At 61.3% G+C, this 15,040-nt stretch carries 11 protein-coding genes and 2 pseudogenes; 8 read left to right on the forward strand and 5 right to left on the reverse strand.

The features are described 5' to 3' along the window. Positions 1 to 67 precede the first annotated feature (67 nt). The 8 genes from OKW39_RS39140 (at position 68) to tssJ (ending at position 10,315) form a co-directional block, all read left to right on the forward strand. Positions 68 to 2,347, forward strand: coding sequence for a peptidase M23 (locus OKW39_RS39140; protein WP_429565089.1), 2,280 nt, complete (start codon positions 68 to 70; stop codon positions 2,345 to 2,347). A gap of 3 nt (positions 2,348 to 2,350) precedes the next feature. Beyond that, complete coding sequence (locus tag OKW39_RS39145) at positions 2,351 to 2,482, forward strand: hypothetical protein (RefSeq protein ID WP_429565090.1); 132 nt, start codon at positions 2,351 to 2,353, stop codon at positions 2,480 to 2,482. Then, positions 2,479 to 2,817, forward strand: coding sequence for a hypothetical protein (locus OKW39_RS39150; protein ID WP_429565091.1), 339 nt, complete (start codon positions 2,479 to 2,481; stop codon positions 2,815 to 2,817). The genes OKW39_RS39145 and OKW39_RS39150 overlap by 4 nt, the downstream gene beginning before the upstream one ends. A gap of 33 nt (positions 2,818 to 2,850) precedes the next feature. Beyond that, the gene (locus tag OKW39_RS39155) at positions 2,851 to 3,111 is read left to right on the forward strand and encodes a PAAR domain-containing protein (RefSeq protein WP_187614594.1); all 261 of its coding nucleotides are present in this window, start codon (positions 2,851 to 2,853) and stop codon (positions 3,109 to 3,111) included. Positions 3,112 to 3,227: 116 nt separating this feature from the next. Next, positions 3,228 to 4,418 carry a hypothetical protein gene (locus tag OKW39_RS39160; protein WP_429365158.1) on the forward strand — a complete coding sequence of 397 codons (1,191 nt, stop codon included), beginning with the start codon at positions 3,228 to 3,230 and terminating at the stop codon, positions 4,416 to 4,418. Then, positions 4,384 to 7,944, forward strand: a complete 3,561-nt coding sequence (locus OKW39_RS39165) for an ImcF-related family protein (RefSeq protein ID WP_429565092.1) — start codon at positions 4,384 to 4,386, stop codon at positions 7,942 to 7,944. The genes OKW39_RS39160 and OKW39_RS39165 overlap by 35 nt, the downstream gene beginning before the upstream one ends. Further along, positions 7,941 to 9,800, forward strand: a complete 1,860-nt coding sequence (gene tssF / locus OKW39_RS39170) for a type VI secretion system baseplate subunit TssF (protein WP_429565093.1) — start codon at positions 7,941 to 7,943, stop codon at positions 9,798 to 9,800. The genes OKW39_RS39165 and tssF overlap by 4 nt, the downstream gene beginning before the upstream one ends. Continuing rightward, positions 9,800 to 10,315 (forward strand): type VI secretion system lipoprotein TssJ, encoded by a 516-nt coding sequence (gene tssJ, locus OKW39_RS39175; protein ID WP_429336207.1) that lies wholly within the window; start codon positions 9,800 to 9,802, stop codon positions 10,313 to 10,315. Before tssF ends, tssJ begins: the two co-directional genes overlap by 1 nt. 27 nt (positions 10,316 to 10,342) lie before the next feature. Here the strand turns inward: tssJ and OKW39_RS39180 are convergent, their stop codons facing one another. The 5 genes and pseudogenes from OKW39_RS39180 to OKW39_RS39200 all read right to left on the reverse strand — a co-directional run bounded on the left by OKW39_RS39180 (position 10,343) and on the right by OKW39_RS39200 (position 14,942). Next, positions 10,343 to 10,726, reverse strand: a complete 384-nt coding sequence (locus tag OKW39_RS39180) for a hypothetical protein (RefSeq protein ID WP_429365162.1) — start codon at positions 10,724 to 10,726, stop codon at positions 10,343 to 10,345. A 54-nt stretch (positions 10,727 to 10,780) separates the two neighbouring features. Beyond that, positions 10,781 to 12,181, reverse strand: a complete 1,401-nt coding sequence (locus OKW39_RS39185; RefSeq protein WP_429562721.1) for a transposase — start codon at positions 12,179 to 12,181, stop codon at positions 10,781 to 10,783. Between the two features lie 402 nt (positions 12,182 to 12,583). Next, positions 12,584 to 13,993 (reverse strand): annotated as a pseudogene (locus tag OKW39_RS39190) (lactate utilization protein B). Continuing rightward, positions 13,990 to 14,733, reverse strand: a pseudogene (locus OKW39_RS39195) ((Fe-S)-binding protein). The pseudogenes OKW39_RS39190 and OKW39_RS39195 overlap by 4 nt, the downstream one beginning before the upstream one ends. Before the next feature lie 32 nt (positions 14,734 to 14,765). Then, positions 14,766 to 14,942, reverse strand: coding sequence for a hypothetical protein (locus tag OKW39_RS39200; protein ID WP_429334218.1), 177 nt, complete (start codon positions 14,940 to 14,942; stop codon positions 14,766 to 14,768). Between the last annotated feature and the right edge of the window lie 98 nt (positions 14,943 to 15,040).

The raw sequence follows: 15,040 nt of genomic DNA on the forward strand, positions 1-15,040 counted from the left end.
GATTATCAGCCCTCCGTTTCTGCCTGAATCCGGCCTCACTTCTACCGACGGATCGAGGCCCGACCCCATGATGGACGCGGTCGACAAGTTCGAACTCGCACACGGCATCTATCCGATCGCGTTCGACCGGCGCTGGCACTGTGGCGCCCATCTCGCGCCCGACGTGCATGGTCCTGTCTATGCCATCGCCGACGGCGAGGTCGTCGCATACCGGGTCTGCCAGCACGCGATGGACTCGGGCAATGGGAACGCAGGCTTCGTCCTGCTCAGGCATTCGACCGAAACGGGCGACGGACGCAAGCTGACGTTCTACTCGCTTTACATGCACCTCCTGCCGCTCGCCGAGTATCAGTCATTCGGGCACGACGGGAGACGGCTGCCCGAGTTCCTGCGCAAGCCTACTGGCCAGGTTGCCCAGGGTGCGGTGGAACCAGCGATGCGTGGCGGCAACAATACGGTACGGCGCAAGGACGTCATCGGATTTCTCGGGCGTTACGACGGCGTAACCTACACGCACTTCGAGATCTTCATGACGCCGTGCGATTTCGATGCGTATTTCGGTCATACGCAACTCGGTAACGCCGCGCCGGACGCGCCGACGAGTTCGGACTGCTGGGGCCATACCTGGTATACGATCCCTGCGGGGCAGCAGTTCTACGCGCTCCCTCCGGGAACTGACGCACACAACACGTTGCACGGTATCAAGTTCGAGACGCGGCAGACGGGGACGAATACGCCGCCGCTCGTCGTCGAGACGTACTTCAGCAAGGGAGCGAAATACACCAACGTCTGGAGCGTTGAGGCGGACGGTTCGCGCACGCTGCTGACGGAGCAGCCGGTGTGCGAGGCCGATTACGAATACGATCTTTATCGCCGCGCGACCGCGCTCTACGGCACCTGTCCGAGCGACGGCTACGAGATGCTGCGCTTTGGGCGCATCCTCTCGACGCCCGCGACCCTCTCCGGGGCGGCCTGTGCGACGTGGGTGCAAGTGACCTACGCTGCGGGAAAGCAAGGCTATATCAATATCAACAACGCGGCGATCAAGAAGCTGTCCGACGCGGATTTCCCGTCGCTCATGGGCTGGCAAAAGCTCAGTGACGGTAATATGCCCTTCAGCAGCGACGGCTTGTGCGATATCGACGCGCTCAAGAAACTGGTCAAGGATGCTGCGGCCAGCGAACAGCCAACGGTCTCGGCGGAAACGACAGAAGTGCAGAAGGCGGACGCGCTTTCAGGCTACGTCAAGGGTCACGATGGTGTTCGCCAGGCGCTGCGCGGATTCATTTGCAACGCCCCCAGTGAATGGGATAGCACGAACAATCAGACGCGCTACGCGAAGCTGCTCGACAAGGGCGGTTTCTATCACGGCAACGAGCAGGGCTACAACAAGTTCCTCAATTACCTCAAGGAAATCCAGTTCTGGGATACGACCGGCTTGCCCGCCGGGCAAAAGCTCTGGTTCTTCCATCCACTAGCGTTTGTCCGGCATTTCAGGAAGTGTGGGTGGCTGACCCGAGACGAGGTGGCCGCTACGTTTCCTCGCTATCCGTTCTATACGCAAAGTGGTAGTCCTCGGAGAGCCATCACTACGGATAACGATACTTTTAGGGTGACGGCGGCAATTGCGCGCCAGCGTATCCAGAATCACGTAGTTTCACTAAATAGCTGTTTTAGAAAGTATCTTGGGAGTAACCCGAAGCGTATCGCTATGTTTTTAGCTCAAGTCCTTTTGGAGACTGCTCAGTGGCGTAATCTTGGTGGCACAAGGCGCCTTATGCACGAATGGGGGTTTGGCCAATATTCAGCGGCCAATCCCGCAACCGAATTCTACGGTCCATTTTATGGTCATGGGATTATGCAGCTTACATGGGCCGGCAATTTTGAGGCATACGGAAATTATCGGTCTATCCCTAGCAATAATAGCGGCTCTTATATTGAGAGATTGGCGGGTGTAGCTCATCGCATTACGACAACGTCGCGTCACTATTCATCAAATCCGAGTGATGGTGGGCAATTGATGCTTTGGTTCCCCCGTTATGATCCAGATATTATTGCGGAGAATCCTGAGTACGCCTGCGATTCTGGCGGATTTTATTGGGTTTCGAAAGCCTTCTCCCAAGGATCAAGCATTAGCAGGATCGCTGATAAGGATTATTCGGCATCGGATGTCGGCTTTATAAATCGCCTAGTCAACGGAGGAGGTAACGGATATTACGAAAGACAAGCATATTCGGCGTATATGCTAAGAATATTGGGCGATGGGACAGACGTGTCCGAAGCAATTTCAATTGCCCCTCCTCACCCGAAAAATGCAATCGTAGCATCCATGCTTAGGCCGGAGTAGTTAATGAAGATGATTGGATTTTTTATTTTAACTTTGTCGCTTATTTCGCTCTCGGTAAGCGCGGCTGAAGATGCGCATATTTTTTCGCCTGCCAATGGGGCCAAGGCAGTAATTAAACCGAAGGGGATGCCTTGACCTGGCAAGTAAATTATGGCGGCAAAAATAATCGAGAACGGGTAGATGTTGATACCGAAAAGCCTATATATGTAGATGTTAATGACTATGATTTTAGTGGTCACCTTGGATTTGCGGTGTGGCATGTAGACGATGGGATGGGAACGTATTCAGTTTACAGGGTTTTTACGTTTTCTCCATCGACGAAGAAATTTGTGGAGCGAAGTCCAGCGCCGCTGTGTGGGGATGAGTTTGTCAATCTGAAGGTTGACAAAAAAGGGCACCGCCTTTTTAGTACATTTTGGGATCAAAATATCCCCAAGGTATGCGCCACTCGTTTGTCGCCTCTCAAGTAGAAATCATCCACTCGCAAAATTGGTAACGTGAATATGAAATCGCCCATCCGTAAAGGCGACAAACTCGAACACGGCGGCGAAGTCGCGGGCGGCTCGCCCTGGACCAACTTCATGGGCCGCCCGCTCGCCCGAAAGGGTGACACGGCTATCTGCAACCAGCACGGCCCGACCGTCATAGACGAAGGTTACGCGCGGTTTCCCGACCGCGATGGCAAGGAGGTCGCCTTCCATCATTATCGCTGCGCGTGCGGTTGCCGGCTGATCTCGTCGCTTCAGAACGTCAATATCGAGTAATGCCGGTCGACCTTTCTTTAGCGGGACGCCCTAGCGCCTACCCGCGCCGCCCCCGGTTCTGGCCGTGGTGGTTCTGCATCTGGCTCGCTTGCAACGTATTCGGCGGTGCCATTGCCATGCTGCTCTGGCCGAAGGGACAACCCGCGAGCGGAGCATGGTTCTGGTTCTGCTTCGTCGGTGGTCCTAACGGTACGTTCCTGATCCTGTTGGCTATCGAGCGCGCCGGCTACGAGGGTCTCTGGTACCGGGCGCACTGGCGCAACCATCATCGTAGCCGGTGGCTGACGGCGCGACTACGCACGGCGCAGAAGCCGCTTCAGGTGCTCGGCGTCGGGTGCTGTTTACCGCTTGGCGAACAGACGCTTGCGGATGCGATTGCCGCCGGGAAACGCCTGCCCGCTGCGCAGATACCGCGTACCGGTTCGGAACGCGTCTTTCACGCCCGCTTCGAGGACGCGAACTGGATGCTTGACGAGCCCGCTACGGTCAGTCCTGAGTTAGGTGAAGAAAGCATTGAGACGGAACAGACGACGAAGCAGGTTTCGCTGCTGACGCTCAAGATTGCCCAAGCGCTTGAGCCACTGAAGCCGGGTCTGCTCGCCCTGACAAGCTATGAGCGGGTCTGGTGGCCGCAGGTCCGCGTGCTGGCCGCGCCGGGCAGGGAGCAGGCCGACGTCGCGCGGGTGATCGAGGCGCTACACATCGCGGGCCTGCCGCCACTCGCGGTCCAGTCGGTACCAGCTTCGGACGGGTTGATCGTCGCTGATGCGTGGCTCGACGCGAAGGAGACGCGCCCGCTGCTAGTCGTGACGACCGCATGGCATGAGGCTGGTCCGCCCGAGGGCAGCGCAGAGGGATGCATCGCCGTGCTCCTGACGGCGGGATACTTCCGGCGACCGGAAACGGTCAAGGTCGCCGCGCTACTGCACCGGCCCGTCGCCGGGCTCGCAGACGAAGTCGAATACGGTTTCGCGAATGCTGCGGTATGGGGCAAGGCTGACTTTGCCGCAATCGTACGCGCGTGGATAACCCGTCCTGTAGACGGATGCGACAAGGCGCTGCGCGAGGCCCACATGGATGCCATTGCGAAAGACGGAGCGCAGCGGCGGCCCGACCGTATCGTCGGCGACCTTGGCGACGGCAACGGCTGGCTCTCCATTGCAGCGGCCATCGAATCGGGCGCGGCAGACGGCCCGCAACTCATCATCGACGGCGTACAGTCCGCGCTCCTGTACGTAACTCCTGCAACAACAGATATCAACCGGAATACTGATGACAGACCCCAGGCTTACCCTGCGCTCGCTTGAGCCCACAACCACGACGGAGGTATCCGCGCCATCGGGCCGTCTGGCGATCTGGGGGCTACCCGTCGCAGCCCTGGTCGTCGCCCTGCTTGCGATCGGCATCGTATCGCTGCGCGGCGACATAGTTGGAGTAACCACAGCCGAGTCGCGGCTCAAAGCGATTATCGCCATTCTCGTAACTTTCGCGGTCGTCGTCGTCGCTCACCTCGTCCTGTTCGCAACCGGCGCTTACGCCTTTGCGGGACGCCTCTTTCACCGGGAAACCGGCGATCACACGAAGGCAGCCAAGCCGTTCAGGCGCGATGCGCGGCTGCAGCGCGTGTACGAGGAACTGCGCGTCTCGCACGGCTGGTTCTGGCGGCACCGCCTGCGCTGGCTGCTGGTGAACGGTACGGATGAACGCGTCGATCAGGTCGCGCCCGGTCTCAGGCAGGCGGGCGTCATGCACGTGGCCGAAACCATTCTCGTGCATGCGTCGCCGGACGGCATCGAGGCGGCGAAGTGGCTGGGCCAGGTCCGTCGGCTGCGCCGCCGCTACCCGGTCGATGGCGTCGTGCACGTCGCGCGCGCGGACGACAGGGATACCGAACTGCCCCGCAAACTCTCGGGCATCGCTACCGCGCTCGGCTGGGCCGCGCCCGTTTCGTTCCTGCACCCGGTTGAGGCGAAGGGTAGCCCGTCCGAACGCTTCGACGCGGTCGGCACCCTCATGCCGAACGATTCGCGCAGGCAGGCACAGGAAGCCGCCGCCAGGTTGCCGGATCTGCTGCACGAGGTCGAGCAGCGGTCTGCGGACGCGGGCGTACACCTTTGCACCCGGAATAACCTCCGGGTGACCTGGCTGATGGAAATCTCGAAGTATGTCGGCGACCATGGTGAGCGCATCGTCGATGGCCTGCGGGGGCTGGCTGCGTCGCACTGGCTGCGCGCGTCGCTCGCGGGCGTCATGTTCGCGCCGGTTTTTCCGGGGGCGACCGTCGTACCTGTACCGGTTACCAACGGCGACGGGACGCCTGGCGAGCCTGTCGACGCGCCGCCAGCAGTAACGGACATGCGCGCACAGCCCGCCGCGTTGCTGCCGGTATGGCGCGAGATCGCGGGCGGATCGTCTAACTACCGGGGGCGGCGCGTCGGCTTCTACTGGCGTAACGCGCTCGCGATGCTCGTCATAGCCGCGGCGATTGTCTGGTGCGTGTGGATGACGGTCTCCTTCGTCGGCAACCAGCAGCTAGCACGCGAAGCAAATCAGACAGCGCAAACCGCTGTTGAGACGAAGCCGCAAACCGCTGACTCCTGGCGCGCCCAGCTCGCGCTCCAGCAACTGATGGAACGGCTCGAATACCGCCAGCAGCACGGCGCGCCGTGGTACCTGCGCGCGGGTCTTTCGCGCAACGACGACATCCTTGCGGCGCTCTGGCAGTCGTACCGGATCGCCGCGACGCATAACCTGCAGGAGCCCGTGGTGCGAACGATCACGGACCTGCTAAAGGCCGCAGGCGAGGCCCGCGCCGACGCACTGCAATCGCAGGACACGCGCGGCAGCACCTACAACGCGCTCAAAACCTACCTGATGCTTGGGGACCCTGCCCGCGCCGACGCCGCATTTCTGCGCCGCTCGCTTGTCGCGTTGTGGCGACGCCCGGTGGACATGGCCGAGGGCGAGCGCGACGACACGGGCCGCCGACTCGCTGCGTTTTACGCCGATCACCTGAAGGCCCACCCCGAATGGCGCATCGCACCCGACCCGAGCCTCGTGAGCGCGACGCGCAACGTGCTGGTGACGCAGATGGGCCTCGCATCGGCCGACGACACGATGTACCGGAGCATCCTCGACGAGGTCAGAGGCAAGTACGCGGACGCATCACTCCAGACGTTGCTCAACGGTGCGGACGCGCAGGGCCTTTTCAATACGTCCCAGACGGTAGGCATCTACACGCGGGCCGCATGGGACGGCATGATTGCGGACGCGATCGACAGGGCGGCACGCGAGCGACGCGTCAGCGGCGACTGGGTGCTGACCGGCGCGCAGCCATCGCAGACCATCGGCAATACGCTCGCACAGGGTGCGGTCCACACCGATGCCGCGATCGACGAAAAGCGCGCGGCGGAGCAACTGAAGCAGCGCCTCACCGCGCGCTATTTCGCGGAATACACAGCGGCCTGGCAGACCATGCTCAACAGCCTCCAGTGGCAGCCGGCATCCAATCTGAACGGCGCGATCGACCAGCTCACCCGTCTCGCCGACGCGCAGACCTCGCCGCTGATCGCGCTGATGAAGTCAGTGCAGTATCAGGCGCAGGCGGGACGGCCGTCGCAGGCGCTGACCGACACGCTGGTGCGTAAGGCGCAAAGTCTGATCGGCAACGACGACGACGTGCAGAGACCGACCGTCAGTCCGCTGGACAAATCATTCGGTCCGCTGCTCGCGCTGATGGGTGAGACCGGTGTTGCGGCGACGAACGGCGCAAACAGCAAGGCGGGCGCGTCGGCGAATGTTGCGCTCAGCGGCGTCAGCCTGTCGCGCTATCTGACGGCGGTCACCACGATGCGACTGAAGCTGCAGCAGATCGCAGGCAGTCCCGACGCACAGGCGATGGCGCGCTCGCTCGCGCAGGCGGTCTTCCAGGGCAAGCTCTCGGAGCTGTCGCAGGCGCGCGATGACGCGGCGCTGACAGCCGCAAGTCTCGGCTCCGCATGGGCAGGCTTTGGCAACGCGGCGTTTGCGCAGCCGCTCGAAGCCGCGTGGCAGACGATCCTGCAACCGGCGGCGGCCAGCCTGAACGAGGCGTGGCGCGCGAGCGTCGCCGCACCGTTCAATGCCACGATGAACGGACGCTATCCGTTTTTCGACACACAGGCTGATGCGTCTTTCGCCGAACTCGGCCGCTTCGTGCGTCCCGACACCGGCCTGGTCGCCCGTTTCATCTCGACGCAACTCGCGGGCGTACTCAAGCTCGAAGGCGATCACTGGACACCGAACGAACTGGCACCACAGGCACTCCAGTTCGATCCGAGGTTCCTTGCAGGCCTGCGCCAGCTCTCGACGGTCGGCGCGCAACTCTACATAAAGGGCGATGCCAACGAGCGCTTCGAGATGATGGCCTTGCCGACGCGGGACGTGACGCGCTCGGAACTGTCGGTCGACGGCAAGCAGATCGTCTACTTTAACCAGCAGGAAAGCTGGACGCCGCTGGCCTGGCCCGGCGACGGGCTGAACGGGCATGCGGGTCTGACGTGGCAGACACTCAACGCGGGCCTGAGGCAGGCGTTCGATTCGACGGGCGACTGGGCATTCCTGCGCCTGCTCGCGAAAGCCGATGTGAAGCAGCTCGACAGTACCCGCTACCAGCTCACGTGGAACGACGCAAATGGCGACCCGTTGCGCTACGTGCTGCGCACCCAGGTCGGAGCCGGTCCGCTCGAACTGCTGAAGCTGCGCGGCTTCCAGATGCCCGAAAGGATTTTTGTTGTCGGCAAGGCTGGTGCCGCACCGATGCTTCCTCCCCTGCCACCGGAATTGCAACCATGACCGCACCCTGGAAGAAAAACCCGACTGAGCACGAGAATCCGTTCCTCAGGTACTACGACGAAGAGATGCGCTACCTGCGCGAGGCAGGCCGCGAGTTTGCGCAGGCGCAGCCTGACGCCGCGCGTCGCATGGGGATGCTCTACGGCGAACCTGAGGGGGCTGTGCGCGCGGTGAACGAAGCCTTTGCATTTCTCTCGGCGCGGCTACGCATGAAGCTCGACGACGGCATGCCCGAGGTGACCGACGCGCTGCTCGATAACCTCTATGAGCACGCGGCGCGCGCTATGCCGTCGCTGTCGATCATCGAATGCACGCCGCTGAACCGAACGGGCGCAACTGCGGTGCCGATCCCCGCCGGAGCCGTCGTACGCTCAACGCCCGTCGGTCCCGATAAGGTTCAGTGCGTGTACCGGACGACGCAGCCCGTCGAGCTGTTACCGCTCTCGGTAGAGGATGCGGTCGTCGCCGTACGTGCCGACGGGCGTACGGTGATCCGCCTGACGTTTGGTCTCTGGCTCGGGGAGCAGCGCGAGCGCATGGACCTGTCGCGTATCCGCCTGTACCTGCATGGCGACCGGCCCGCTGCGGCTACGCTATACGCGGCGCTGACGCGCCAGGTTGCGTCAATCGGGCTGCGTCTGCCGTCAGTACGGGACGGCGCCTTGCAGCCGCTGGACGGGGTGCATGTCGAGGCGGCAGGCTTCGGCCCGTCGACGCGGCTATGGCCAGTCACAGACGCGAAGCGCGACGGGCAACTGGACCGCGAGCAGACGATGCTGGAGTATTTTGTGTTCCCGCAAAAGTTCCACTTCGTCGACCTGTGCGGGTTCGATGCTGCGGCGCTGCCGGCGGGTGAAGCGCAGATGACCTTCGAGATTGAACTCGATGCCCGGATGCCTGGCGACTATCCCGTCAGCCGCGAGAATTTCCGCCTGTTCTGCACGCCTGTCATCAACCTGTTTGAGGTCGATGCGTTGCCGTTGGAACCTGTCGGCTGGCACGACAGGGAGCACTGCATCCGCGTACAGCCTGGCATCGCCTCTCATGTCGAGCCGTACGATGTACTCGCGGTGATCGCCGCCGACCCGGAGGACAGCGCACGGCACGACTACCGGGCGTTTACGAGTTTCCGGCATCGTGGCTGGGCGTTGCGTCACGAAAAGCCTGAGCGCTACTTCCATACGTCGACGCGTTTCGGTCCGCTTGGGCGGGAACTCTGGGTCACGCTGGCGGGGCAGCTATGGGCCGGAACGTACCGGCACGCAGAGAACGACGAGGACCGTCCCGATCCGGACCGCTACCTGACGGTACGCGCGCTCGCCAATAACGGGCGTCTCCCGCGCATGGCGCTGGCCGAGGCGACGATCACTGAAACCGTATCGGACTTCACCGGGATTGCATCGGTGCGCAACCTCACGGCACCGTCCATGCCGCTCTATCCGCCGCGCTATTACCCGGGCTACGACTGGCGCGTATTGGGGCACTTTACGGCGGGTGGCGCGAACGAACTGAACCGGATCCATATGGAGGGCGCACCGGCGCTGCGTGAGACGCTGGAACTCTACGACTGGACGCCAGACGACGGGGTCTCGCGTCGTATCGACGCGATCAGGGACGTCCGTTTCTCCGAGAAGCAGAAGGTGGAGCGGGCATACGTACAACGTATTGCGTGCGCATATGTCGAACTCGATCCGACCGCGTTCGACGGGCCGGGCGACGCTGCGCTATTCGGCGAAGTGCTCAATCACTTTCTGGGGCGCTACGCGAGCCTTCATGTTTCCATGCAACTGGTACTGAGCATCGGTGGCAAGGAGACGGTCTATCCTCGCATCGACTTCGAGGGAGCACCTTTGTGATGAGTGTCTGGATTTTGCGGGGTGCGCTCGGCGTGGGCCTCGCGCTGGCCGTCTCGGCGTGCGGGACCTGGCAGTCGGTGAAGGACGGCACCGTGGATGTCACACGCGCGGTGTTCGAGACGAAGGTCAAACAGATGAACCTCGTGGTGACGGCACGCGGCGCACTGAACGAGGATGTGCGTGGCGCGTCACTTCCGGTTGTGCTGCGCATCTACCAGTTGAAGGACGACAAGCCTTTCGTCACAGCGACCTACGCGCAACTGCTCGCGGGCAACGAGGCGCTGAAGGCCGCGACGCTCTGGAGCCGGGACGTGACGCTGGGGCCCGGGCAGACGCTGAAGATCTCGGAGCCGATCGGCGACGCAGTGAACTACGTAGGCGTGGCGGCGTTCTTCCACAATACGGCCAACACCGAATGGTCCGTGCTCGTGCCGAAATCACAGTGGAAGAAGACCGATCCAGTGAGGCTGCTGGCAGTGGACCGCACACTGCAAATTGACGCGGAGCATCGATGAGGCTTCTGTACAGCCGGATGGTGGCCGTTAGCCGAGTGCATTGACGTTGTATTGCGCTTCGCTCAGCCAGATGGACCCTGTCTCGGCGACAGCAAACGCCGGGCGCACGATCCCGACATCCACGTCATTGAGCGCACGGGGATCGTCAACCAACGCGATGTCACGCGTGCCCGTGAACTCGGGCGTCGCTGAACAGAACACCGTGGCATCGCGGAAACGCGAGCGGACAAATTGCTCGAGGCTGGTGTCCTCCGGCAGTAGGCACCAGACGCCGCCAAGCCGGTCGAGCGATTTGCGGAAGCTCTTCACCTCCGGTGGCAATGCGCTATCGAACATCGGCACCTCCGGCAAGCGGCGCGGCACGGGTGAGACCTCGCGCAAACGGGACAAAATCATATTGCGGCTGCTCATTTACTGCTCCTCTTGAGATACCTCAAGAGTGCCGAGTTCGGCACAGTCTTGGGGCTATGTGGCCAGTCTGAACATCTCGAAGGTGTCAGGGTCCTGTCTTTCGGCGATGAATTTCGCGAGGAAATTGGTTTTGGCGCTATTCACGAGAAATTCGGGCAGGCATTGGCGTAATGCATTGGCGACGACCAACTCCGATGGAGGGATGCCGGGGCGGATGGTGCGCAGCCAGGATCCAAAGGAACTCCAGACGAGTGAAGGAAACACCACTGCCAAGTACTGAAGCAGTCCCTGACAGATGATGCCGGCCTGAATGAAGACGTGATAGGCGTGGATCTTGCGCTTGACGGCGTTGCGGTACTCGAGGGACTCGCGATGAAGGTATTGGTTACCGTTTCTGCGGCGAAGCGGCTTCATGTCTTGCATCCAGAAGTGGTATGCGAATGTGCCGATCCGATGTACCGCCTGTTTGAAGCTGTGTTCGATCTTGAAGCGCAACCCATACAAGCGGATGATCTCGATGGCATCCAGGCCGAGGTCGGTGCACATCAACAGGCACGAACCCCTGCAGGGGTGAATCACTGCCACGAAGCGAACGAGCCGTCCGCACGCCGGCCAAAGTAGATCGCAGACCCGATACTGGATGATTACGTTGTGCTCGCCATAGACTGGACTGGGGGCTGATTGTGAGGACTGTGAATCAGCCAGCAGCGATCTGAGTTTGATCTTGGCGCCGTAGCGCCTGGGGCGGCCCCGTTTGCGCGGTCCTTGCTGCACGTACGGGGCATAGGCGACTGCATTGGACTTCACGCGTGTGACCAGGTGGTTGTCCTGATCGCGCAGGCCTTTGACGATCTTGCCAGCAGCGTAGTAGGCATCGGCGACGAAGTAGAACGGATCGTTGACCGAGACGATCCCCAGCAACGAGATCATCTTGTCGAGCAAGGTACGCCGATCGCGGTTGGACCACACCAGACCTTCGTGAATGCGCACGGCCAGCGGTACGGCGAAGACGCTCTGGGCGGCCCGCACGAGTATGCTGACTGCCTGCATGGAATGCCCCATGATGTACTCGGGCTTGGCGTTGGAGTCGGACTGTTGATGCAGCAGCTTGACGCCAGGCATCTTCTTGCCGGACTTGGCCACCTTGATGCCGTCGCCGACGAGGACGCGCCGGCCATTGACGCGTAGCGGCTCCGGGAACAGGCGCAACACCGCCTGGGTCCACAGCGCCGAGAGCTGATCGAGCTGCACGGCGTCGCTGTGCAAGCTGTCACACAGCTTGTTGTAGAGCGCCGGTCGCAGCTTGAGCGCCCGCACGATGCTGGTCACGCCCAGCAACTCGGTGCGCACCGTCAAGCCTGCCACGGCAGTTGCGAACCACATAAAGCTGCGCAGGCGAGCGAACGCTGGGCGCAGCAACCAGATCGCGTCCCACCAAGCCATCCAAAGTGCCATCGTTTGTCTTCGAATTGCTGTCGACAGCCAAGTATAGTATTACTACGCAATACTAACTATATGAAATCGCCTCCTTCAAATCGAAACACGCATTGAGACGATCAAGGCGAAGCTCGCCGCGATCGATGAAATGCGCCGTGGCACACTCAGCTGTCAATAGAAGGACCCCGCCAACCAGGGTCGTGCGTAATACCAGTTGAGCTATACGCGGGACAGAAAGAGCCGATATATTGCGCGTAACGCGCTGAGCGACGTGCGCCGCCAAATCGACAACTACAAGCACCTCAAGGCATTGACCGAGAAATGGGTCGACTTGAGCATTGAGCAGTCGCCTAAAGATGAGACTGGCGCGCGAAGGCAACTAAGCGAGCCGGATCGGATTACCGAGAACTCAATCGGCGCTCACGAACGCCAAGATGAGACGGTGAGAAAGGCGCAAGAACTCGGCACTCTCGAGAGATACCAATCGCGAAATGTTTCCTTGGGCGCATCAGGCACCTCACGGTGCCTGCCCCACGCATTGAGCGGGTTGTAGAGCACGGCGCGCGGCAACACGGAAACGGCCGTCCCGGCTGTCTTGACGGCCGCCCGGTACAGCGCCGGGTGCGACAGCACCTGGCCGGCCACCTTCATGGCCTCCTGCTTGACGAACGGAAGCTCGTGCTGCTCGGCGACGATCTGCCGCCACTTGTAGATCTGCTCGTGTATGTTGATCCTGACGGGGCACACGCTCGTGCAGCTGCCGTTCATCGTCGAGGCAAAGGGCAACGAGCTGTACTTCTTCAGGTTGAAAGTCGGATTGATGATCGCGCCGATCGGACCCGAATAGACACCGCCATAGCTCAGGCCGCTGCTGCGCCGGTAGACAGGGCATGTGTTCATGCACGCTCCGCAGCGGATGCACTTGAGCGAATACCAGAAGTCGTCCATGCCGAGCCGTTCTGAACGGCCGTTGTCGACCAGCACGAAATGCATTTCGCTATCCTTGCGTGGACCGCGAAAGTGCGACGTGTACTGGGTGATCGGCGAGCCGATGGCGTTGCGCGAGAGCATGCGGATAAAGACGCCGAGATGTTCGAGCTTCGGAATCAGCTTCTCGATGCCGATCGACGCTATATGCAGCGGCGGCACGTTCGCGCTCAGGTCCGCGGTGCCCTCGTTGGTACAGACGGTAATGCCGCCCGTTTCCGCAACCGCGAAGTTGCAGCCGGTCATGCCCGCGTCGGCGTTGAGGATAAGCGGACGCGTGGCTTTTCTCTGCGCTTCGGCAAGCTTAGGGATGTTGCTCTCGTTCGGGTTGGTGCCAATCTTCTCCGAGAAGATCTTCGCTACGTCCGTGGCGAGCTTGTGCACTGCGGGGACCACGATATGCGAGGGAAGCTCGTCATCGAACTGCTGGATTTGTTCGCCCAGATCCGTTTCCACGACGGTGATGCCGCGCTCCTCAAGGTACGGGCGCATCTCGCACTCTTCGGTCAGCATCGACTTGCTCTTGACGAGCAGCCTCGCGTGACGCTGACTCAGGATCTCGTAGACGATGCGGTTGTGCTCTTCGGCATCTTTGGCCCAGTGCACAGTCACGCCGTTGGCCGTCGCATTACGCTCGAACTGCTCCAGATAGTCCGCGAGGTGCGTGAGCGTATGCTCCTTGATCCCCGAGGCGAGCGAGCGCAACTCCTCCCACTCGGCGATGCCATACACCTCTGCGTCGCGTCCGGTGCGCAGCTCCCACAGGCGTTTGTCGTGGAACTAGATGTGCTTTTCGTCAGCGATGAACTTCTCCGAAAAGCCGACATGGTCAACACGTTTCATGCTTGTGCTCCATTGAGAATCTGCGCGATATGGATGAACTTCAGGCCCAGCTCGAGACGGTCCGAGCAACCTTTCTGGTGCATGAGGCACGACGAATCGGCCGACACGATTCACTCGGCGCCATTGCGCTTGTGATCGCGGACCGTGTCGGCGCCCATGCGCGCCGACACCGGCTCCTCCGACACGCAGAACGTGCCGCCGAACCCGCAGCACTCGTCGAGACGGTCAGGCTGGATGAACTCGATGCCCCTGACACCCCTGAGCAGGGTCAATGGCTTCGAGAAAAACGGCTCATCGATCTCTGACATCTTCGCGGTGCGCAGCGAACGCAGCGTGCCGCAACTGTTGTGCAGGCCGACCTTGTGCGGAAATTCGGCCCACGGGAACTCTCGTACCTGCAGCACGTCGTGCAGGAACTCCACCAGTTCGTAGGTGTTGGACCGCACTGCCAGCGTATCGGGCGTCTGGTCTGCCGCGCTCAAATGGTCACGCACGTGGTGCACGCAACTGCCGCTGGGCGCGACGATGTAGTCGTAGCCGGTGAAGTTGCGCACGAAGAGGTTTTCGGTGGCGACGGCTTCCTTCTCGCAGCCGCTGTTGCCCATCGGCTGCCCGCAGCACGTCTGATCCAGTGGATAGTCGACGTCGCAGCCGAGGCGTTCCAGCAACTGCAGTGTCGCAATTCCCACATCAGGAAAGAACGCGTCAATGAAACAGGGAATGAAGAGTGCGACTTTCATTGTCAGTCCTTGAATGAATTGAGTGGGGCGGCTCAGTGATAGGCCTGGTCTTGGGAGACCTTGCCCCGGAACACCGAATACGCGATACACGTGTAGAGCACGATGAGCGGCAGCACGAAAAGCCCTGCGCCCCAGAACATGAACGTCTGGCTCGCCGGCGGCGCAGCGGCATCAGACAATGTGACTTGAAAAGGAATGATGTAGGGCACCCCGAGATCGAAGCCGTCAAGTAAGACCTAGGCGACAAGCGCGAAGATGAATGCTAGTAACCGGAGCCATTCAAGCATGATTGTTCCCCTAGTTACCA

It is taken from the genome of Paraburkholderia sp. MM6662-R1 (assembly GCF_050436245.1).
Classification (GTDB): Bacteria; Pseudomonadota; Gammaproteobacteria; order Burkholderiales; family Burkholderiaceae; genus Paraburkholderia; species Paraburkholderia tuberum.